The sequence below is a fragment of the Mycolicibacterium obuense genome (assembly GCF_055397605.1).
The window spans coordinates 1,491,282-1,512,127 of the sequence record NZ_AP043663.1; the positions used below are offsets into that span (position 1 = coordinate 1,491,282).

A 20,846-nucleotide genomic window follows, 5' to 3' on the forward strand; every position below is an offset into this window, starting at 1 on the left:
ACGTCGAGGGGTTGGGGGAGGCGTGCAACACGGGCCGGACCACGTCGGGCTGATACCTGATGGGTTGCGCCGTTGGGCCAAGGCTCACGACGCCACGCTGGCCGATGCGTATCGGCAGGGGGCGCACAAGGTCGTCGACATCCTGCAGAACCTGCGGGGCCACGGCGTCCGCACCGTCACCGTCTACAACCTCAGCCGCGCCAACCTCGGACGCACCGACGAAGAACTCGATGCGGTGTACCAGGCGTCGCTGCAGTTCCTGACCACCCTGATCCCCGCCGCGTTCGACGCCACGACGTGTAGCCTGCGACTGCACGGAGATCGAAAAGCGTTGCCGGACAACTATGTTGCAGCCGCCGCCGGCCTCGAAGTGGCCATGACCGGCACCGAGTTCCGCATCAACATGCTCGCCGCCTACGACGCGTACGACGAACTGCGCGACGCCCAGCAGCGCGCCGAGCAGAACGGAAGCGACATCACCTCGGCGCTCGAGATCGGCGACGTCGACCTCGTCATCCGCACCACGGCCGAACCCCTGCTCAGCGGATTCCTGCCGCTGCAAAGCCAATACGCGCAGCTGTACTTCCTCACCACACCGCTGAACGACCTCACGATGGACGACATCGACGAGCTCATCGCCCGCTACCGTGGCGTCCCGCAACTGCGGGGGCGCTGACCATGACGAGACGACCGCTGATCATCGGCGCCGGGCCGGCAGGCCTGTCCGCCGGACTGGAACTCGTCAGAAGGGGCGTCACGCCGACGATCCTCGAATCCTCCAGCGGCGTCGGTGGTCTGGCCCGCACCGAAGGCGACGGCGACTTTCGGGTGGACCCCGGCGGACACCGCTTCTTCACCCGCAGCGAGGAAGTCTCGGAGATCTGGCGTTCCCTGCTACCGGAAGATCAGTGGCTGGTGGTGCCCCGCAGTTCGGCCATGCTGGTGCACAGTCGCTTCGTCCGTTATCCGCTGATGGGGCGAGACCTGGTCCGCCAACTCGGACTCCGGGACGGCGTGTACGGCGCCGGCAGCTTCGCCTGGGCGAGGCTCCGGCGCCAGACCCGCATCGAGCCGCGGCAGTCCAACTTCAAGGAGTGGGGCCGCACGGAGTTCGGCCGTCGCTGGTATGAGCTGTTCTTCGACGGCTACGTGCGCAAGACCTGGCTCGCCGACCCCGAGAACATCGCCAGCGACTGGGCCAACCAGCGGATCAAACCGATCGGCTGGCGGTTGTCCTCCGACGCGAAGCTCGCCGACCAGGATGTCTTCCGCTACCCCCGCCACGGGCCCGGACAGGTGTGGGATGCCGCGGCGGACAAGCTCCGTGCCGCCGGGGCGACCATCGAAACGAACGCGATGGTGACCCGCGCCAACTACAAGAACGGCATGTGGACGCTGACGACCGAGCGCGGCGACGTCCACACCGGCGATGCCGTGTTCGCGAGCATGCCGCTGCGGACACTGGTCAACGCGCTGCGGCCGGCCCCGCCGAAATACATCCAATCCGTCGCCGACAACCTGCGGCACCGCTCCCTGATCACCGTCGCGGTGGCACTGAGCAAGAACTACGACATCCCCTACAACTGGGTGTACACCCCGGGGGCGAACTTTCATGCCGGCCGAATCCAGAACTATCGTCGGTGGTCTCAACACCTCGTCCCCAAAGGCTGGAACGGCACGTTCCTCGGATTCGAGTACTTCCTGCTGCCCGACCAGGACCTGTGGCTGGCCGACGCGCACAGCCTCAGCGCCATCGTGGAACACGATCTGCACCAGCTCGGCTTCGCCAAATCGGAGGTCGAGAAAGTCATGATTTCTCGGATGAAATTCGCCTATCCGATCCACGACCCGATCCGCGACCGCAGCGTCGTGCGCATCCGCGACTACCTACGCGAGCACTACCCGTCGCTGCATCCGATCGGACGCAACGGCATGCACCACTACGACAACCAGGACCACGCGATGCTCAGCGCGATCCGCAGCGTCGGCAAGAGCTTCGGGGAGAACGTCGACCCGTGGCAGGTCAACACCGAGCTGAGCTACCACGAGCAGGGTCTGCGCCGCTAAGGGGCCTTCGACGACCGCTTCGCGGCGTTCGTGCGCGGGTGCCGCAGCTCGTACTCGTCTTCGAGCGACTCCGCGATCCCGCCGCCGGTCAGCGTCGACTCCAAGGCCTTCTCCGGATTCCGCCCGAACTCATCGGGGAAGACGAACCGGCGGAACGCCCAGAAGCGGAAGGCCATCTGCAGCAGGTTGCCGATGATGTAGGCCGACACGAAATCCGCGATGTTCTCGGTGAACAGCGAGACCATCGGCACACGCAGCATCAGCACGTAGCTCGAGAACCACAGCGGAGCCATGCTCAGCACCACACCCACGCCGCTGACCCCGAAGAACAGCAGAGCCTCGTGATGCTTCTCGCGGCCACCGCGGTCGCGGAAGCTCCACTCACGATTGAGGATGTAGGAGGCGATCACCGCGACGATGCCGGCGATGATCTTCGCCGTCACCGGCTTGGGCTCCAGAACGGTCAACTTGAGCGTGAAGAAGATCGCGGAGTCGATGACGAAAGTCGTCGCACCGACGATGGCGAACTTGATCAGCTCGTGGTGCCGCTCGGCGTAGGGACGGAGCGGCCCAGGGAGACGCTTGATCGTCGCATCGGCAAAGGACACAAGGTGCGAGTCTACGTAACCTTCCCGTCAAACACCCAAGCGCCGAGTAACCGCAGGTCAACCCTGTGGCCCACGTCATGACACGATAGACGCCGTGCCACGAACCGCAACTTCTCGTCCCGTCGTCGCCATGGTCGGCGGCGGCCAGCTCGCCCGCATGACACATCAGGCGGCTATCGCCCTAGGTCAGACCCTGCGCGTGCTCGCGGTCCGCGCCGACGAGTCCGCCGCGCAGGTGACACCCGACGTCGTCCTCGGCCACCACACCGACTACGACGCGCTGCGCCGCGTCGCCGACGGCGCGACCGCGCTCACCTTCGACCACGAGCACGTGCCCACCGAACTGCTGGAGAAGCTCGTCGCCGACGGTGTGGCCGTCTACCCGCCGCCCGAGGCGCTGGTGCACGCCCAGGACAAGCTGGTGATGCGACGCCGGCTGGCCGCGCTCGGCGCGCCCGTGCCGCGGTTCTCCGAGGTGACCTCCACCGGTCAGGCCGAGGCGTTCGCGATCGAGATTGGCGGGCCGGTGGTGATCAAGACCGTGCGCGGCGGCTACGACGGCCGCGGCGTCATCATGGCCGACTCGCCCGACGAGGCCCGCGAGATCGTCGGCCGTTACCTCGCCGACGGCGTGCCGGTGATGGTCGAGGAGAAGGTGGCGATGCGCCGCGAACTGGCGGCCCTGGTGGCTCGCTCCCCGTTCGGGCAGGGCGCGGCATGGCCGGTGGTGGAGACCGTGCAGGAAGACGGCATCTGCGTGACGGTGATCGCGCCGGCGCCGTCCCTTGGCGACTTGGGCACTGCGGCAACGGAATTGGCGCTGGGCCTGGCATCCGAGCTCGGGGTGGTCGGGGTGATGGCCGTCGAGTTGTTCGAAACTGAGGACGGCTCGCTGCTGGTCAACGAGCTCGCGATGCGCCCGCACAACTCCGGGCACTGGACCATGGACGGTTCCCGGACCTCCCAGTTCGAGCAGCACATCCGGGCGGTGCTCGACTACCCGCTCGGCGACACCTCGCCTCTGACGCCGTACACCGTGATGGGCAACGTGATCGGGGCTGCAGTTCTCCCCGACATGTCGATGGACGAACGCATCCACCACCTGTGCGCGCGGATCCCCGACGCCAAGGTGCACCTCTACGGCAAGGAGGAGCGGCCCGGCCGCAAGATCGGGCACGTCAACATCGTCGGCGACGACTGGGAGTCCCTGCGCGAGCGCGCAGAGCGGGCGGCACACTGGCTCTCGCACGCCGAATGGACCGACGGATGGGACCCTCACGCATGACACCTCGGGTGGGCTTGATCATGGGCAGCGACAGTGATTGGCCGGTGATGTCGGACGCAGCCGACGCGCTCGCGGAATTCGAGGTGCCCTTCGAGGTCGGCGTGGTCTCCGCGCACCGCACGCCCGCGCGGATGCTCACCTACGCCCAGGAAGCCGCCGGGCGCGGTATCGAGGTGATCATCGCCGGGGCCGGCGGCGCGGCACACCTGCCGGGCATGGTCGCCTCGGCGACGCCGCTGCCGGTGATCGGGGTGCCCGTCCCGCTGGCCCGGCTCGACGGCATGGACTCTCTGCTGTCGATCGTGCAGATGCCCGCCGGCGTGCCGGTCGCGACGGTGTCGATCGGTGGCGCGCGCAATGCCGGGCTGCTGGCCGTGCGCATCCTCGGCGCGTCCGATCCCGCCCTGCAGCAGCGGATGTCGGCGTTCCAGGCCGGGCTCGAGCAGATGGTGCTCGAAAAAGACGAGGCGCTGCGGCGAAAGCTACTGGGGGAGTAGGCGCGTCTGCCCTGGCGGCGGCCGGAATTTGTTGCGCGCAGAGGTGTGATGCGGGCTAAGCGCGAGTTTATCGCCGGAAGCGTTGGCTACAGCGTAAACGAGTGGTCAGAGGTGCCAGTGGGAACATCGGGCGTTTGCTGACGGACGCGTTAGTTCGATAAGCATTGTTTTGCTTAGCAAACTCGTCGTGGCGCAACGCTTTACCCCGATTTTGGGTGTAGCGAGGAAAGGTGTGATCTTCGTCACACCATGGGATCGAACCGTCCGATCAGGAGGCGCGGAGCACGACGACAGGCTCGCCGCTCTGCACGGGCGCGGCAACCTGGATGTGGCCCGTCTGTGCCGCGTGCATGCCCGCATCAACGACCGCGGAAGCGCGCAGAACGTGGCGGGAGCCGCTCCAGCCGCACTCGCAGTGGGCGGTGCGCCGGAATGCCGAACCATCGATGTAGACGTGCATGTTTCGGAGGGTAGCCAGGCAACTTGTGAATTAACCACGTCTAGTGCTGAGGTTCGGCTGAGAGCGCGGGCATGCGGACTTCGCGCCGAGGCGCGAGCACGGTAAAGTTACCGGCGAGTAGCAAGGAGATGATGATGGCTGGTTGGGGCGGAAATCCCTCGTTCGATCTTTTCCAGTTGCCGGAGGAGCACCAAGAGCTGCGCCAGGCGATCCGCGCACTGGCGGAGAAAGAGATCGCGCCGCACGCGGCGGACGTCGACGAAAACGCTCGGTTCCCTCAGGAAGCGCTCGACGCGCTGGTGGCCAACGGCTTCAACGCCGTGCACGTGCCCGAGGAATACGACGGGCAGGGCGCTGATTCGGTGGCCGCGTGCATCGTCATCGAAGAGGTGGCCCGCGTCGACGCATCGGCCTCGCTGATCCCGGCCGTCAACAAGCTCGGCACGATGGGTCTGATCCTCCGAGGGTCCGACGAGCTGAAGAAGAAGGTGCTGCCCTCACTCGCCTCCGGCGAGGCGATGGCCTCCTACGCGCTGTCCGAGCGGGAAGCGGGCAGCGATGCGGCCGCCATGCGGACCCGCGCCAAAGCCGACGGCGACGACTGGATTCTCAACGGCGCCAAGTGCTGGATCACCAACGGCGGCAAATCCGCCTGGTACACCGTCATGGCCGTCACCGACCCCGACAAGGGCGCCAATGGCATCTCGGCGTTCATGGTCCACATCGACGACGAGGGCTTCTCGATCGGACCCAAGGAGCGCAAGCTCGGCATCAAGGGCTCGCCGACCACCGAGCTGTACTTCGAGAACTGCCGTATCCCCGGCGACCGGATCATCGGCGAGCCGGGCACCGGCTTCAAGACCGCGCTCGCGACGCTGGACCACACCCGCCCGACCATCGGTGCGCAAGCCGTGGGTATCGCCCAGGGCGCACTCGATGCGGCGATCGAATACACCAAGGACCGCAAGCAGTTCGGCAAGAGCATCTCGGACTTCCAGGCCGTCCAGTTCATGCTCGCCGACATGGCGATGAAGGTCGAGGCAGCCCGGCTGATGGTGTACAGCGCCGCCGCTCGGGCCGAGCGTGGCGAAGGCAACCTCGGGTTCATCTCCGCGGCGTCGAAGTGCCTGGCCTCGGACGTCGCGATGGAGGTGACCACCGATGCCGTGCAGCTGTTCGGCGGGGCCGGTTACACCGTCGACTTCCCGGTCGAGCGCATGATGCGGGACGCCAAGATCACCCAGATCTACGAAGGCACCAATCAGATTCAGCGCGTTGTGATGAGTCGGGCGCTGCTGAAGTAATCGTGTTGCCGCGAGAGTGCTCTCGCGGTAGTCCCGAAGCGTCGGGAGCTACCACTGAGGCACTCTCGCGCAGCGGCGCTCAGTCGGCCGGGCGCAGGTGGGTGATATCGCCCGCCGACACAGTCACCGGCGTTCCGTCGCTGTCGATGACCAGCCGGCCGCCGTCGTCGACAGCGGTCGCTGTGCCGACGAGCTCGTCATCGCCCGGCAGCAGGGCACGCACCCGCGTGCCGATCGTCGAGCTGATCGCGCGATAGTCGGCCGCGAGCGTCGCATCTGCCGCACGCCACTGCTCGACCCGCTCACTGAGAGTGCGCAGAAGCGCGGCCGCGAGCTCGGTGCGGTCCACGTCGTGGCCGAGCATCGTCAGCGACACGGCATTCGGGTCAGGCAGGTCGCTCGCGTCGAAGCCGACGTTGAGCCCGACGCCGACGACGACGACGGGAGCCGCCACCTCGGCGAGGATGCCGGCCAGCTTTCCGCTGCCCACGAGAACGTCATTGGGCCACTTCACCGTCGCGTCGACGCCGAGAGACTGCACGGTCTGCGCGACGGAGAGGCCCGTCAAGAGCGGCAACCACCCCCAACGATCCGGCGCGACACCCGTCGTGTCGACGCCGACGGACACCGAGATCTGCGTGCGCGGGGGAGCGGACCACCGGCGCCCGTGCCGGCCGCGGCCCGCGGACTGGTGCTCGGCGAGCAGCACCGCCCCGGCGATGTCCTCACCGCTTGCGGCGCGGGCGACCAGATCGGCATTCGTCGACCCTGTGTCCTCCACGACGTCGACGTGGCGCCACACGGTGCCGTCGAGTGCGGAGCGCAGGACATCGGAATTCAGAGCAGAAGGCACACGACGACCCTAGAGGACGCGCCGTTTCGCTCGGCGTATCGAACTACTTCGCTGCGGCGTCCGAATGCTCGATGGCTTCGACCTGCTGCGCGGCCCAGGCGTGCTCGGCGGTGGCGCGGTTGAGATGCCCGAAGCCGATCACGAACGCGACCATCGCGGCGAGCCCCCACAGATTCCCGAACGCCCACTCCCACGTGCTGGTGGTCGGTGCGGCCTCGAGCCAATACGCGGCGATGGCGACCAGCGCGTACCCGCAGAACACGAAGAATCGGCCTTCGGGGCTGGCCAGCCAGCCGGCGTGCCGGCGGTTGTGCAGGTGCCAGAGCGTGAGCGCGAAGAGGACTGCAAGTGCGGTGATGGTCGTGTCCATCTGCGCTGTCCTTTGCCAGGTCTGCGGCTGTCTGTCGTCGATCAGTGTGCGCGATCAACCTGTGAACAGCGTGTGGTTACGGAAACATTAAGGTCACGGTAACCATTGTGTCAATTATGTCGGGTTGGGCGTCACATTCGACAAGGGTGGCGTCCGACTTCGCCAGAACGACGGGTTCGTGACCCAAAAGCTACAGCAGCGTCAGCCGCGCGTGACTTTCTCCGTTGCCCGCCGGCGATCGAGCGCGGCCGCGTCGGGATGTGCGACGTACACCAGCGACGCCCCCACCGCGTACGGCGCGAGCAGGTGGGCGATCACGTCGTCGGCGGTATCCCACGGCGCGCTCGACAACACGCGATCGTCGGCGCCCAGGCCCTGCGTGTCGGCAGCTGCGAGCGCTGCGGCGAGCACGTCGTCACCCGAACGGCCATCCAAGGCTGGACCAGCGTTGCGTTCGGCGACGATCTGATCTCCGTGCACCCGCACGGCCGTGGCGTAATCCGTCACTCCCACAGGCAGATTCGCCGCGGGCCGACCGAACGGATCCAGCGACAGCACCGCGACCTCGCCACCGCTGACCGCGGCGTCGGCTTCATCGAGCCGACCCTCGGCGCAGAGAGCGAGATCCGCGCTCTCGTCACCGATGACCGCCTCGGCCCCGATCCACCAGATCCCTAACAGCACCGCCGCCGTCTGCCAATGCGCGGGGAGCAACACCGCCACCCGGCTGCCCGGACCGGCCCCCATCTCGTCGCGCAACAGGTTGGCGGTCTTGGCCGCCCAGTTCGCCAACGTCACCGTCGAGCACTCGATGCGCTCGCCGGTCGCATCGTCGTAGTAGGTGATGCGCGGCCCCGCCGGGTTGCGGGCCAGCAGCGGATCGAGAATCGCCGAGGAGAGGTTGAGCGCCATCAGTTGACGCACTGCGGGTCGTTCGACCCCGCCGTGATGATCGGAGACGCCGCCGGCAGTGCCTCGCCACCGCCCGACGCGTTGGTCACCGGCGCGGACAGCGTCACATCCGTGCCGTCCAGACCCGAACCGGGGCCCGTGTAGTCGGCCGACAACACCACCCGCACCGCGTCCTGGGGGACTGACGCGTCTTCGACGATCGGCAGCCCACCCAGCTCCTTGGCCACCTCCTGCGCGCCCTGATCGTCCTGAGAGGCGGCCTGAACCTGGCTGTTGGTGACCTTGGCGCCCTCGTTGTTGCCGACGTTGCCCGCGGCGAAGCCCTTACCCGTCAACACCGTCGAGACCGCAGCGGCCAAGCCATTGACATCGCTGTCGTTGACCACGTCGACCGTGGTCTTCTCATTGCTGTAGGCCAGCTGCTCGGTCTTTCCCTCTTCCTGGTCATGCAGCAGGCTGTCCACCCACGCCTTGACCTCGGGGGGATTCACCCGCACCACCGACTGCATACCGTCGTCACTCCAGCCGGCCTCTTCGACGATCGGAATCGTCGCGAACGCGATGTTGCCGCCCGAGAGCTTGCTCAGCTGATCGGCGAAATCCATGATGCTCCAGCCGTCGGAGATCACCACCGAACGCTGCACCGCGTCCTCGAGCCGGTTCAGCGTGGCAGGGCTCGACAGCGTCTTGCTCGAGATCACCGCGTGCGCCAGCGACGCCATGAACGCCTGCTGGCGGGTGACACGGTCCAGATCCCCGCGCGGCAGGTCATGGCGCTGCCGCACGAAGCTCAGCGCCTGGGGGCCGCTCAGCTTCTGCCAGCCCGCGGGGAAGTCCGCGCCCGAAAGGGGTTCGTAGACAGCATCTTTGAGGCAGACATCCACCCCGCCCAAGGCGTCGGTGATCAGCGCGAAGCCCAGCAGGCCCACCTCGGCGTAATGGTCGACCGTCACCCCGGTGAGGTTCGCGACCGTCTTGATCAGCTCCTCGCGGCCCGCCTCGGTGGCCTCTTTCTCGGCGACCGCGGGGTCCTCGCCCTCCTGCTCGACGAGCTGCTTCATCTTCTCCAGATGCACCGAGCCGTAGACGCCGTTGATCTTCATCTTCCCAATGCCGGGCGCCTCGACGTAGGAGTCGCGGGGAATCGAGATCGCCGTCGCCGACCGTCCGTTGTTCGGGATGCGGATCAAGATGATGGTGTCGGTGTTGGTGGAGACGTCGTCACCGGCGCGCAGCGTGGCCAGCTCCTCGGCGCTGAGCGGATTGCCGTGCGCATCCGTGCGGCTGTCCATACCGACCAGCAGGATGTCGATCGCCCCGTCCTGGCCGCCCTGGCCGAGCGCATCGGGGCTGACGTGGTTGATGCCCGACTCGAAAGACCGGATCTTGCCCCATGCGACGCCGGTGCCGACGACGATCACCAACGTCACGATGACGGAGATGACACGGGTCATCTGAGCTGCAGGCATTCGCCCAGGCTACTGGCGGCCAGGCGGGAGACGGGGGAGCCGACCTCGGCGTGCCACACTCCCTAGCTATGGCTGACCGAATCGTAATCACCGGCGCCGGCGGCATGGTCGGGCGCTTCCTGGCAGGTCAGGCCGCCTCCCAGGGCCGCGAAGTCCGCACCTTCACGTCCCGGGAGTGGGACATCACCGGGCCTGACCCGGGTGAACTCCGCGCCGGCGACGTCGTCGTCAACTGCGCCGCCTTCACCCAGGTCGACCTCGCCGAGGACGACCCGGACCGGGCACACGCCGTCAACGCCACCGGTGCCGGCAACGTCGCCGCGGCCTGCGCCCGCGCCGGGGCATCGCTGATCCACATCTCCACCGACTACGTCTTCGGCGCGTCCGGCGCGCGGCGACCGTACGACATCGACGACGCCACCGGGCCGCTGTCGGTGTACGGGCGCACCAAGCTGGCCGGCGAGCAGGCGGTGCTGGCCGCGCTGCCCACCGCGTACGTGGTGCGCACCTCCTGGGTCTACGAAGGCGCCGACGGCACCGACTTCGTCGCCGCGATGCGCCGCACCGCCGCCGGAACCGAGCACATCGACGTCGTCGCCGACCAGATCGGCTCCCCGACCTACGTGGGCGACCTGTGCGCCGCCCTGCTGGACATCGCCGACGGCGGGGTCCGCGGGCCGCTCCTGCACGCCGCCAACGCCGGCGAAGGCAGCCGGTTCGACCAGGCCCAGGCGGTCTTCGCGGCGCTGGGCTCCGACCCGTCACGCGTCCGACCCGTCGACAGCGCCCGTCACCCGCGCCCCGCGCCCCGGCCGTCGTACTCCGCGCTGGCGTCGGCCGGATCCACGCGCGCCGGACTCACACCCCTACGTGGATGGCGCGAGGCGCTCACCACAGCACTGCGCCCGTTACCCTCAACGCGATGAGATGGGTGGACGCTAGGTGAGCGACGAGCTGTACGTCGTCACGGTGACGTATTCGCCGGGGCCGCATCTGGACCGGTTCCTGGCATCGCTGGCCCACGCCACCGAGCGACCGGTGACGGTGATCATGGCCGACAACGGATCCGACGACGGCACACCCGAGGAGGCTGTCGAGCGCTACCCCAACGCCCGCCTGCTGCGCACCGGGGCGAACGTCGGCTACGGCTCGGCGATCAACAAGGCAGTCGCCGAATACGGATTGTCCAGCACCACAGACATGTTCGTCGTCGCGAACCCCGACGTGCAGTGGGGGCCCGGCAGTATCGACCTCCTGCTCGAAGCCGCCGACCGCTGGCCCCGGGCCGGGGCGCTGGGCCCGCTGATCCGCGACCCCGACGGATCCATCTACCCCTCGGCGCGGCACCTGCCGTCGATCATCCGGGGCGGCATGCACGCCGTCGTCGGACCGATCTGGCCATCCAACCCGTGGACCGCCGTCTACCGCCAAGAGCGAGAAGACCCCAGCGAACGCGCGGTCGGCTGGCTGTCGGGGTCCTGCCTGTTGATGCGCAGCGCCGCCTACGCGGAGATCGCAGGCTTCGACGAGCGCTACTTCATGTACATGGAGGACGTCGACCTCGGCGATCGGCTCGGCCGCGCCGGCTGGCAGAACGTCTACGTGCCCTCGGCGGAGGTGCTGCACGCCAAAGGTCACTCCACCGGTCGCGATCCCGCCCGCAACCTCGCTGCCCACCACGCGAGCACTTACACTTTTCTCGCGGATCGTTACCCGAAGCGGCGGCACGCTCCGCTACGGTGGGCGTTCCGGACGGCGTTGGGGGCGCGATCCCGGCTGGTGGTGCGGAGTTCGATGAAAGCCCGAAGGGGGCAGGGGTGATGGTGAATCCAGCCGATGTCGATGCGGTCGTTCTCGTCGGCGGCATGGGCACACGCCTACGCCCACTGACCCTCTCGGCGCCCAAGCCGATGCTCCCGACCGCAGGGCTGCCGTTCCTGACCCACCTTCTGTCGCGCATCGCCGATGCCGGCATCGAGCACGTGGTCCTCGGAACCTCCTACAAGGCGGGCGTATTCGAAGCCGAATTCGGTGACGGCTCCAAGCTCGGGCTGCAGATCGAGTACGTCGTCGAAGACGAACCGCTGGGCACCGGTGGCGGCATCGCCAACGTCGCGTCCAAGCTGCGCCACGACACGGCCGTCGTCTTCAACGGCGACGTGCTGTCCGGCTGCGACCTGCGTGCGCTGCTCGATTCGCACGCGGAGAACCAGGCCGACGTGACGCTGCACCTGGTGCGCGTCGGTGACCCCCGCGCATTCGGTTGTGTGCCAACCGAATCCGACGGCACGGTGACTGCCTTCCTGGAGAAGACGCAAGACCCGCCGACCGATCAAATCAACGCCGGCTGCTACGTGTTCAAGCGGTCGATCATCGAGCAGATCCCGACCGGCCGCGCGCTGTCGGTGGAACGTGAAGTGTTCCCGCTTCTGCTCGCTGAGGGCCGCAAGGTCTGTGGCTACGTGGACTCCACCTACTGGCGGGACATGGGCACGCCGGAGGATTTCGTCCGCGGCTCAGCCGATCTGGTGCGCGGCATCGCACCGTCACCCGCCCTGACGCATCAGCGCGGCGAGAAGCTGGTGCACGACGGGGCGTCAGTGGCGCCGGGAGCGCTGTTGATCGGTGGCACCGTGATCGGGCGCGGGGCCGAGATCGCCGGCGGGGCACGGCTTGACGGCGCGGTGATCTTCGACGGCGCGAAAGTCGGAGCCGGCGCGGTGATCGAGCGATCGATCATCGGCTTCGGCGCGCACATCGGACCGCGCGCGCTGATCCGCGACGGCGTGATCGGCGACGGCGCCGACGTCGGTGCCCGCTGCGAACTGCTGCGCGGGGCCCGGGTGTGGCCGGGGATCACGATTCCCGACGGCGGCATCCGCTTCTCGACAGACATCTAGCTTCTGCGCGGCTTCCGCTCGCGAAAGTGCTCTCACGGTAGTGGGTGAGTTGTCGGCGCTACCGTCAGAACACTTTCGCGGGGCGCGGGCTGTGGATAACCCTTCGTCGAAGGGCTCGTCGTGTCGGATGCTGCGTCCACGCTCAGCGCATGCACACGGTGTTTCTGGGAAGTGAAGCGATCGCCGCAGGTGTCCTGACGCCCGGAGAGCTGCGCTACGGCTATCGACGCCTGTACCCCAACATCTATACAGCCCGGAACGCCGAGGTCTCACTTGCCGACCGCACCGTTGGCGCATGGCTGTGGTCTCAGCGGCGCGCGGTCATTACCGGGCGGGCGGCGGCCGCTCTGCATGGCGCCCGCTGGATAGGCGACCAAGCGCCGGTCGAGCTGATCTACGACTGCAAGCGTTCGCCGGCGGGCATCATCACCCGCAACGAGCGCATAGCCGATGAGGAGGTGTGCCGCATCGCTGACATGTCGGTGAGCTCGCTCGCCCGGACAGCGTTCGATCTGGGGCGCCATCTACCGCTCGCCCGCGCCGTCGAACATCTCGACGCGCTCGCCAACGCGACGGGCGTGACCGCTGCTCAGATATTGCTTCTCGCAGAGCACTATCGGGGTGCCCGCGGGGTGAAGCAGCTGCGCACTGCGGTGGCGCATATGGACGCCGGAGCGCAGTCTCCGAAAGAGACCTGGCTGCGCATGCTCCTGGTGCGCCGCGGCTTTCCACGGCCGAGGACTCAGATCCCCGTGCTGAACGGCCGCGGCAAACCCTTCGCCTATCTCGACATGGGGTGGGAGGACGTCAAGATCGCGGTCGAGTACGACGGCGACCAGCATCGCAAGGACAGAAATCAATACGTCTGGGACGAGCAGCGTCTGCGGCTGATTCGCGGACGAGAGTGGCTGCACATCAAGGTGATCAGCGAAGACAGCGAGCATGATGTCGTCGAGAGGGTCGCGGCGGCGTGGCGGTTTCGCGAAGGTGCCCACATGGTAGCTGCGGGCGCGTGGTGACTACCGTAGGTGCACTTTCGCGAGGGCGGCCAAGTGGCGCAGGCCGAAATCGCTGCCGCCCGGCAAGTCATCCAACGGCCACCACCGCAGATCCACCGACTCCTCACTGATCTCGGCCTGCGCTCCCTGCGGCGCACGCACGACGAACTGCACGTCGAGGTGTCGCGTCGGCACACCCAGCGAACACGTCACCGGATGCACGTGAATCGCCGTCGGCAACTCGTCGATGGTCAACCCGTCGATGCCCGACTCTTCTGTCGCTTCCCGCAGCGCGGCGGCGACCAGCGTGGGATCTTCGGGCTCGCAGTGCCCCCCGAGCTGCAGCCAGCGACCGAACCGCGGATGCAGCGTCAGCAGCGCATGCGTGCCTTCGTGATCGAGCACCAACGCCGAGCCCGTGATGTGACCGGGCTCTGACTCCCGCAGGCACGCCTTCGGATTCGCGTCGAGGAACGCCAGCACCGCGTGCCGCATCGACTCCTGCGCCGGATCCGCCGGCTCCCAACGCGTCAGGGTGTCGACGGCCGACTGGTGAAGGCTCACCGCTGCACCAGCAGACCGTCGGTGGGCACCGGCGGCCGCGGCTGCGCCGGCCCGTCGGCGGCATAGCCGATCGCGACGGCGCCCAACGGCTCCCAATCGCCGGGCAGATCCAACTCGGCACGCACCAGGTCGGCCGCGAAGATCGTCGACCCGATCCAGCAACTGCCCACCCCGCGCACCGCGAGCCCTACCAGCAGACCCTGCACCGCCGCGCCGACAGCCACGGTGAACATCGTGTGCTCGGCCGCGGTGCGGTGCTCGTCGGGATAACTGTGCGCGCCGTCGGGCACCATGAACGGGATCACTAATTCCGGCGCGTCATAGAGGATCTGGCCTCGCGCCACGCGCCGTTCCACCGCGTCAGGATCGCGGCCGTCACCCAGCAGATCTGCGCGCCACGCATCCTTCATCGCGTCGAGCAGCCGGGCGCGCACCGCCGTGTCGCGCACCCACACGAAGCGGACCGGCCGGGTGTGGTGCGGCGCCGGTGCGGTGAGCGCCTCTCCGACAGCAGCCTCGATCAACTCCGGCGGCACCGGCTCGGCACCGAAACTCCGCACCGACCGTCGCAGCAGCTGCGCCTGCGTGCGCCCGAGCGCAATGGCCTCCTCGGTGCCGAGCCAGAACAGGTCTTCCTCACCGGCGCGCACCAGGTTCCGCGCGGTCGACCCGTCGTCGCGCACCGTCAGCCCGCGCACCACCGCCACCGGCACCGCGGTCAGCTTCCCCTTCACCAAATCGGCGGCAGCGGCGATCTCGTCGGCGACCGCGATCTCGGTGACGATCAACTCGTTGCCGTGCTGATCGTGTTCGCCCGCATAGCCGTGCAACACCTCGAGCCCGGCGGCACCGATCGCGACGTCGGTCTGACCCGTGCGCCACGCCCTGCCCATCGTGTCGGTGACGACGACGCCGACGCGCACGCCGAGCCGCTCGTGCACAGCGGCGCGCAGCGCCGCCGCACTGCCGTCGGGATCGACGGGAAGCAGGGCGAGTTCGTGGGAGTCGACGTTCGACCCGTCGACGCCGGCGGCGGCCTGCACCAGCCCCAGCGCGTTCTCGGTGATCAGCGTGCGACCCTTGCGCGCCAGGACCCGCACCGCCTCACCGTCGATCAGCTTGCGGCGCAGCGTGTCTCGCAGCTCGGGATCGGCCGGCGCGTCGACCATGCGGCCCTCGCACTTGGACAGCACCTTGCTGGTGACGACCACCACGTCGTCGTCGCGCAGCCACGGCGCGGCGTCGGCGATCGCGGCCCCCAGGTCGTCACCGGGTCGGAACTCCGGAAGCCCAGGTACCGGTAGCACTTCCAGGCGCGCCGACGTGCCGTGGTCTCTCACAGCGCGATCCCGGCCAGATCCAGACCCGCACGCACCATCTCCGCGGTGACCGCGGGCTCACTCATGAGCAGGGGGGCCGTGTGCACTGTGACCCCGTCGATCACCGCATCGTCACCGGTGTGCACCAGCCAGCCGTCCAGGATGCCCGTCCCTGAGCGTGCGCCGTAGAGCGCCCCGACCGCCTCGGAGGTGCTGTCGACGCCGATCACCGACAGGCACGCATCGGCCATGCCGCGCAACGGCTTTCCCGCCACGATGGGGCTGTACCCGATCACCGGCGCCGACGTGGCGCGCAGTGCGGCCCGGATGCCGCCGATCTTCAGGATGGAGCCGATACTGACCACGGGGTTCGACGGCGCGATCAACACGACGTCGGCACCCTCGATCGCCTCGGTGACACCCGGTGCCGCGGTGGCGTTGTCGGCGCCGACGAACGCGAAGCTCTCGGTGGGCACCTGGGCGCGATACCGCACCCACCACTCCTGGAAGTGGACGGCCTTCTTCTCACCGTCCGCCGGATCGGTGATGACGACGTGGGTTTCACTGCGATCGTCGCTGGCCGGGAGCAGGCGGACGCCGGGGTTCCACCGCGCGCACAGCGCCTCGGTGATCTGGGAGAGGGGGTAGCCGGCCCGCAGCATCTGCGTGCGCACCAGGTGGGTGGCCAGATCGCGGTCGCCCAGGCCGAACCAATCGGGTTGCACGCCGTAGGCGGCGAGTTCCTCCTTGGCGTGCCAGGTTTCGTTGCGGTGGCCCCAGCCGCGCTCGGGGTCGATGCCGCCGCCGAGGGTGTACATGCAGGTGTCGAGATCGGGGCAGATGCGCACGCCGAACATCCATGCGTCGTCGCCCACATTGACCACAGCAGTCACATCATGCTCATCGGTATCGTGAGTGCCGAACTGCCCCAAGCCCAATAGATGTTGAACACCCAAAAGGAAGCGCGCGCCACCCACGCCGCCGACGAGAACAGTGACCTTCACACCGACCGAGACTAGGCGCACGCGAGTGCGGCCCGCCGCCCGGAGGTGCGCGAAGCCGGAACGTGACAGACACGCCACAGAACGACGCGCCGTAAACGAGTCACGGAATGGTATGAATTCCTGTTCCAGCGCTTGACCGCGACAGCTAACGCGTGTGTAATCACAGCAGTGTCATTCGCGGTTCTCCGGCCGGTTCCGGTGTCGCAGACCGAGATTCGATCACTTGTTCGAATTGGATGGCCACATAGAGAAAATGTGGGGCTGGCCTAAACGGATCTACGAGACCTGTGGAGGAGGGGAAAATGGCTTTTGAACAGGCCGATTTCGGCAACTCGGTACATTTCGACAGCAGCTTCCTCGGCTCGGTGGGAAGTGCACCGCACATCCAGACCGACCCGACGGCAGCAAGCGTCGGGGGACGCCCGCAACTGAGCGTGGTGCCCGAACCGATCGACGACGAGCTGGCTACCGACGAGGACCAGTGGCAAGAACGCGCCCTGTGCGCGCAGACCGACCCCGAGGCCTTCTTCCCGGAGAAGGGCGGCTCGACCCGCGAAGCCAAGCGCATCTGCCTTGGCTGCGAGGTCAAGAACGCCTGCCTCGAGTACGCGTTGGCCAACGATGAGCGCTTCGGCATCTGGGGTGGACTGTCCGAGCGGGAGCGCCGGCGCATCAAGCGCGGCATCATCTAGCCGGCTAGTCGTCGTCCATCGTCGGATCGATGACGGACGGCTCGACGCCCAGATAGGTGGCCACCTGCGCCACCAGAAGCTCATGCAGAAGGTCGGTCAGCTCGACGGTGTCCTTCGCCCGTCGCTCGATCGGCTTGCGGAACAACACAATTCGCGCTCTCGTTGAGTTGCCGCGAACATCCACCCCGGCAGGTATCAGCCGCGCCAGTGCAATCGGCCCGTCGGCCACGACCTCGGGCGGCCACTGCACACTGTCCGGATCCTTCGGAGCCAATCGAGGGATCTCGTCGACCGCGACGTCCAACGACGCCACCCGCTCCTGCCATCGCCGCTCGATCGGCTCGTACGCCTCGAGCACCGCCATGTCGAAACGCTCAGCTCGGCTGCGCCAGCCCGGAACGGTGGGCGGCAGCAGCGGTCCACGCATCCCGCGGCCACGCCGGGACCCTCGGTGGTTGCGCCCGGTCACGAAAAAGATCGTAACGGTTGGGCTTCGGGCCCCCCACGGCTCGCGTGTCCGCCTCGGCGCGGACCAACACAAGCGATAACCTTCCGTTCGTGAATGTTCCCCGTCGCTGCTGCCGTCCAGGCTGCCCGCACTACGCGGTCGCGACGCTCACGTTCGTCTACTCGGACTCGACCGCCGTCGTCGGCCCGCTGGCCACCGTGTCCGAGCCGCACTCCTGGGACCTGTGCGTCATGCACGCCGGGCGGATCACCGCCCCCCGCGGGTGGGAGCTGGTTCGCCACGCCGGCCCGCTGCCGTCGCACCCCGATGACGACGACCTGGTGGCGCTCGCCGACGCCGTGCGCGAAGGCAGGGAAGCGCCGGCGGGACCGGTAGCTGGATTCAGCGCCTTCACCGACCCCGTCACGGGCACCCAGGGCGGCGCGTTGATGGCGCCGCCGGTGCGCCGGCCCGAGTCCAACGGGCGGCGGCGCGGGCATCTGCGAGTGTTGCCTGACCCGCCGGACTGAATCGCGAACCTGACCGGTGGCAGCCGTGTGTGCGGCTCCCGACGGCTAGGCTGGCACCACCGGTCAGCACGTCAGCGTGAGGAGCCCCCATGTCCCGGCCCGCCGAGGCGGTACAGCGCGTCATCAAGGCCTACGACGTGCGCGGACTCGTCGGTGAGCAGATCGACGAGCAGTTCGTCGCCGAGGTGGGCGCCGCGTTCGCCCGGCTCGTGCGCGATCGCGCGACGCAGGTCGTCATCGGTCACGACATGCGTGAGAGTTCGCCAGTGCTCTCCGCCGCGTTCGCCGAGGGTGTCATGGACCAGGGGCTCGACGTGGTCCGCATCGGTCTGGCCTCGACCGACCAGCTGTACTTCGCCTCCGGCCTGATGGACTGCCCGGGCGCGATGTTCACCGCCAGCCACAACCCGGCCGCCTACAACGGCATCAAGCTGTGCCGGGCCGGCGCCAAGCCGGTCGGCAAAGACACCGGACTCACCACGATCAGCGACGAGGTGATCGCCGGCGTCCCCGACCACGACGGGCCGCGCGGCACCGCATCCGATCGCGACGTACTCGCCGACTACGGCGACTTCCTGCGCTCGCTGGTCGACGTCAGCGCGCTGCGCCCGCTCAAGGTCGCCGTCGATGCCGGCAACGGCATGGCCGGCCACACCACCCCCGGCGTGTTGGGCCCCATCTCCTCGATCACGCTGTCGCCGCTGTACTTCGAACTCGACGGCACCTTCCCCAACCACGAGGCGAACCCGCTGGACCCGGCGAACCTCGTCGACCTGCAGAGCTTCGTGCTCGAGACCGGTGCCGACATCGGCCTCGCGTTCGATGGTGACGCCGACCGGTGCTTCGTCGTCGACGAACGCGGCCAGGCCGTGTCCCCGTCGGCGGTCACCGCGCTCGTCGCCGGCCGCGAACTGACCCGCGAGATCGGCGCCACGGTGATCCACAACCTCATCACCTCCCGCGCCGTGCCCGAACTGATCACCGAACGCGGCGGCACACCGGTGCGCTCCCGTGTCGGACACTCTTACATCAAGGCGCTGATGGCCGAGACCGGCGCGATCTTCGGCGGCGAGCATTCGGCGCACTACTACTTCCGCGACTTCTGGGGCGCCGACTCCGGCATGCTCGCCGCGCTGCACGTGCTCGCCGCGCTCGGAGAACAGGACCGCCCGCTCTCGGAGATCATGGCCGACTACGAGCGCTACGAAGCCTCCGGCGAGATCAACTACACCGTCACCGACGCCCCCGCCGTCGTCGACGCCGTCCTCGCGGCCTTCGGTTCCCGGGTGCACGCCATGGATCACCTCGACGGCGTGACCGTCGACCTCGGCGACGGCCGGTGGTTCAACCTGCGCATGTCGAACACCGAGCCGCTGCTGCGGCTCAACGCCGAGGCCCGTACCCCCGAGGAGGTGGCCGCGCTGGTCGACGAGATCGGTGCGCTGATCACCAAAGGAGCAGGGGAGCTCACGTGAGCGCCACCGCGGTGGTCGACCTCGATGACACCGAAGGCCTGCTGGCCGCGGATCGGCACGGGCTGCTGCGCGCCGCGTCGATGGCCGGTGCACAGGTGCGGGCCACCGCCTCGGCGCTGTCCGAAGGCGATCTCGACTCCGTACGTTCCGATGCACCGCCCCGCACCGTGGTCTGGGTGGCCGGCCGCGGGACCGCGTCGGTTGCCGGGTCGATGCTGGCCGCCGTGCTCGGCGGCTCCCTGCCCGCACCGATCGTGCTCGCCACCGAGGCGCCGCCCTGGATCGGCGCGCTCGATGTCCTGATCATCGCCGGCGACGACCCCGGTGACTCCGCACTGGTGACCGCGGCCGCGATGGGAGTCCGTCGCGGCGCCCGCGTGATCGTCGTCGCCCCCTACGAGGGACCCCTGCGCGACGCGACCGCCGGACGGTCGGTGGCGCTGCCGCCGCGGCTGCCCGTGCCCGACGACTTCACGCTCGCCCGATACCTCGCCGCCGGCCTGGCCGCGCTCGAGGTGGTGGCCCCCGGTGTCCGCGTCAACCTCGCCGCACTGGCCGACGACCTCGACGCCGAAGCGTTCCGAAACAGCGCTGCGCGTGAGATTTTCACCAATCCCGCCAAAGAACTCACCCAACGCATGCTCGGCCGCGACGTCGTGTTCGCCGGCGACAGCCCCGCCACGCTGACACTCGCCCGGCACGCCTGCACCGTGATGTTGCGGGTGGCTCAGCAGACGGTGGCCGCAGTGGGCCTGGCCGACGTGCTGGTGGCGTTGGGCTCGGGCTGGGGGCGCGGCTCAGGCGAGGTGTCCATCTTTCACGACGAGGAACTCGACGGGCCGCTACCGAACCGTGCGCGCACCATCGTGCTGACCTCGGACGAAGACCGGCCCGCCATCTCGGCGCGGCTACGCGGTTTCGACGACGTCTCCGTGGTCAATGCGAACGACGTGCCGGAACTCGGGGGAGCGGGAGAGGTGGTATCGGGCTCAACAGAGATGCCCGGTGCCAACCGACCCGAGAAACAACTGGCGTTGATGGCGGTCCGCCTCGAGATGGCGGCCGTCTACCAGCGTCTGATTCGAGGTTGA

The 20,846-nt window shown here is 68.2% G+C and carries 23 protein-coding genes; 13 read left to right on the forward strand and 10 right to left on the reverse strand.

The genetic code is table 11. The annotated features are described in order from the left end of the window. Positions 1–22 precede the first annotated feature (22 nt). Both ACZ50N_RS07175 and ACZ50N_RS07180 read left to right on the forward strand, forming a co-directional pair. The gene (locus ACZ50N_RS07175; protein WP_464475017.1) at positions 23–676 is read left to right on the forward strand and encodes an undecaprenyl diphosphate synthase family protein; all 654 of its coding nucleotides are present in this window, start codon (positions 23–25) and stop codon (positions 674–676) included. Further along, positions 673–2,067 carry an FAD-dependent oxidoreductase gene (locus tag ACZ50N_RS07180; RefSeq protein ID WP_464475601.1) on the forward strand — a complete coding sequence of 465 codons (1,395 nt, stop codon included), beginning with the start codon at positions 673–675 and terminating at the stop codon, positions 2,065–2,067. Before ACZ50N_RS07175 ends, ACZ50N_RS07180 begins: the two co-directional genes overlap by 4 nt. Here the strand turns inward: ACZ50N_RS07180 and ACZ50N_RS07185 are convergent. Next, the gene (locus ACZ50N_RS07185) at positions 2,064–2,675 is read right to left on the reverse strand and encodes a GtrA family protein (RefSeq protein ID WP_046362518.1); all 612 of its coding nucleotides are present in this window, start codon (positions 2,673–2,675) and stop codon (positions 2,064–2,066) included. The two genes, ACZ50N_RS07180 and ACZ50N_RS07185, sit on opposite strands and share 4 nt — an antisense overlap. Positions 2,676–2,760: 85 nt before the next feature. On the opposite strand from ACZ50N_RS07185, the gene ACZ50N_RS07190 reads away from it, so the two are divergent. Together ACZ50N_RS07190 and purE are read left to right on the forward strand one after the other, a co-directional pair. After that, positions 2,761–3,960 carry a 5-(carboxyamino)imidazole ribonucleotide synthase gene (locus tag ACZ50N_RS07190; protein ID WP_073682701.1) on the forward strand — a complete coding sequence of 400 codons (1,200 nt, stop codon included), beginning with the start codon at positions 2,761–2,763 and terminating at the stop codon, positions 3,958–3,960. Then, positions 3,957–4,457 (forward strand): 5-(carboxyamino)imidazole ribonucleotide mutase, encoded by a 501-nt coding sequence (gene purE, locus ACZ50N_RS07195; protein WP_464475018.1) that lies wholly within the window; start codon positions 3,957–3,959, stop codon positions 4,455–4,457. The genes ACZ50N_RS07190 and purE overlap by 4 nt, the downstream gene beginning before the upstream one ends. Before the next feature lie 268 nt (positions 4,458–4,725). On the opposite strand, the gene ACZ50N_RS07200 is transcribed toward purE, so the two are convergent. Further along, positions 4,726–4,917, reverse strand: a complete 192-nt coding sequence (locus ACZ50N_RS07200; protein WP_073682699.1) for a hypothetical protein — start codon at positions 4,915–4,917, stop codon at positions 4,726–4,728. A 134-nt stretch (positions 4,918–5,051) separates the two neighbouring features. Between ACZ50N_RS07200 and ACZ50N_RS07205 the strand changes: the two genes are divergently transcribed. Further along, a complete protein-coding gene (locus ACZ50N_RS07205; RefSeq protein ID WP_048422261.1) occupies positions 5,052–6,221 on the forward strand; it encodes an acyl-CoA dehydrogenase in 1,170 nt (389 codons plus the stop codon). A gap of 79 nt (positions 6,222–6,300) precedes the next feature. Here ACZ50N_RS07205 and ACZ50N_RS07210 read toward each other — a convergent pair whose 3' ends face one another. The 4 genes from ACZ50N_RS07210 to ACZ50N_RS07225 all read right to left on the reverse strand — a co-directional run bounded on the left by ACZ50N_RS07210 (position 6,301) and on the right by ACZ50N_RS07225 (position 9,825). Then, the gene (locus ACZ50N_RS07210) at positions 6,301–7,074 is read right to left on the reverse strand and encodes a biotin--[acetyl-CoA-carboxylase] ligase (protein ID WP_464475019.1); all 774 of its coding nucleotides are present in this window, start codon (positions 7,072–7,074) and stop codon (positions 6,301–6,303) included. A gap of 43 nt (positions 7,075–7,117) precedes the next feature. Further along, a complete protein-coding gene (locus tag ACZ50N_RS07215; protein WP_464475020.1) occupies positions 7,118–7,444 on the reverse strand; it encodes a hypothetical protein in 327 nt (108 codons plus the stop codon). 201 nt (positions 7,445–7,645) lie between these two features. Further along, on the reverse strand, positions 7,646–8,356 hold the full coding sequence (locus ACZ50N_RS07220; RefSeq protein ID WP_464475602.1) for a TIGR03089 family protein: 711 nt from the start codon (positions 8,354–8,356) through the stop codon (positions 7,646–7,648). Next, a complete protein-coding gene (locus ACZ50N_RS07225; RefSeq protein WP_464468687.1) occupies positions 8,356–9,825 on the reverse strand; it encodes an LCP family protein in 1,470 nt (489 codons plus the stop codon). The genes ACZ50N_RS07220 and ACZ50N_RS07225 overlap by 1 nt, the downstream gene beginning before the upstream one ends. Positions 9,826–9,893: 68 nt before the next feature. Between ACZ50N_RS07225 and rfbD the strand changes: the two genes are divergently transcribed. The 4 genes from rfbD (at position 9,894) to ACZ50N_RS07245 (ending at position 13,744) form a co-directional block, all read left to right on the forward strand. Further along, positions 9,894–10,751, forward strand: a complete 858-nt coding sequence (gene rfbD / locus ACZ50N_RS07230) for a dTDP-4-dehydrorhamnose reductase (protein WP_464475021.1) — start codon at positions 9,894–9,896, stop codon at positions 10,749–10,751. Between the two features lie 16 nt (positions 10,752–10,767). After that, on the forward strand, positions 10,768–11,646 hold the full coding sequence (locus ACZ50N_RS07235) for a glycosyltransferase family 2 protein (RefSeq protein WP_464475022.1): 879 nt from the start codon (positions 10,768–10,770) through the stop codon (positions 11,644–11,646). Further along, positions 11,646–12,725 carry a mannose-1-phosphate guanylyltransferase ManB gene (gene manB / locus ACZ50N_RS07240; RefSeq protein WP_048422254.1) on the forward strand — a complete coding sequence of 360 codons (1,080 nt, stop codon included), beginning with the start codon at positions 11,646–11,648 and terminating at the stop codon, positions 12,723–12,725. The genes ACZ50N_RS07235 and manB overlap by 1 nt, the downstream gene beginning before the upstream one ends. Positions 12,726–12,874: 149 nt before the next feature. Beyond that, positions 12,875–13,744, forward strand: a complete 870-nt coding sequence (locus ACZ50N_RS07245) for a hypothetical protein (RefSeq protein ID WP_464475023.1) — start codon at positions 12,875–12,877, stop codon at positions 13,742–13,744. On the opposite strand, the gene ACZ50N_RS07250 is transcribed toward ACZ50N_RS07245, so the two are convergent. Genes ACZ50N_RS07250 through cofD form a run of 3 tightly spaced genes read right to left on the reverse strand, consistent with a single transcriptional unit; the run spans position 13,745 to position 16,610 of the window. Further along, positions 13,745–14,287, reverse strand: a complete 543-nt coding sequence (locus ACZ50N_RS07250) for an NUDIX hydrolase (RefSeq protein WP_464468682.1) — start codon at positions 14,285–14,287, stop codon at positions 13,745–13,747. Continuing rightward, a complete protein-coding gene (locus ACZ50N_RS07255; RefSeq protein ID WP_464475024.1) occupies positions 14,284–15,627 on the reverse strand; it encodes a coenzyme F420-0:L-glutamate ligase in 1,344 nt (447 codons plus the stop codon). Before ACZ50N_RS07255 ends, ACZ50N_RS07250 begins: the two co-directional genes overlap by 4 nt. Continuing rightward, entirely contained in the window at positions 15,624–16,610 is a 987-nt protein-coding gene (gene cofD / locus ACZ50N_RS07260) for a 2-phospho-L-lactate transferase (RefSeq protein ID WP_464475025.1), read from the reverse strand. The genes ACZ50N_RS07255 and cofD overlap by 4 nt, the downstream gene beginning before the upstream one ends. 428 nt (positions 16,611–17,038) lie before the next feature. On the opposite strand from cofD, the gene ACZ50N_RS07265 reads away from it, so the two are divergent. Further along, positions 17,039–17,302 carry a WhiB family transcriptional regulator gene (locus ACZ50N_RS07265; protein ID WP_464475603.1) on the forward strand — a complete coding sequence of 88 codons (264 nt, stop codon included), beginning with the start codon at positions 17,039–17,041 and terminating at the stop codon, positions 17,300–17,302. 4 nt (positions 17,303–17,306) lie between these two features. Here the strand turns inward: ACZ50N_RS07265 and ACZ50N_RS07270 are convergent, their stop codons facing one another. After that, positions 17,307–17,729 (reverse strand): metallopeptidase family protein, encoded by a 423-nt coding sequence (locus ACZ50N_RS07270; protein WP_046364172.1) that lies wholly within the window; start codon positions 17,727–17,729, stop codon positions 17,307–17,309. 131 nt (positions 17,730–17,860) lie between these two features. On the opposite strand from ACZ50N_RS07270, the gene ACZ50N_RS07275 reads away from it, so the two are divergent. The 3 genes from ACZ50N_RS07275 (at position 17,861) to ACZ50N_RS07285 (ending at position 20,846) form a co-directional block, all read left to right on the forward strand. Continuing rightward, the gene (locus tag ACZ50N_RS07275; RefSeq protein ID WP_046364191.1) at positions 17,861–18,280 is read left to right on the forward strand and encodes a DUF3499 domain-containing protein; all 420 of its coding nucleotides are present in this window, start codon (positions 17,861–17,863) and stop codon (positions 18,278–18,280) included. Positions 18,281–18,369: 89 nt separating this feature from the next. Further along, entirely contained in the window at positions 18,370–19,755 is a 1,386-nt protein-coding gene (locus tag ACZ50N_RS07280; protein WP_046364171.1) for a phosphomannomutase/phosphoglucomutase, read from the forward strand. Continuing rightward, on the forward strand, positions 19,752–20,846 hold the full coding sequence (locus ACZ50N_RS07285) for a hypothetical protein (protein ID WP_046364170.1): 1,095 nt from the start codon (positions 19,752–19,754) through the stop codon (positions 20,844–20,846). The genes ACZ50N_RS07280 and ACZ50N_RS07285 overlap by 4 nt, the downstream gene beginning before the upstream one ends.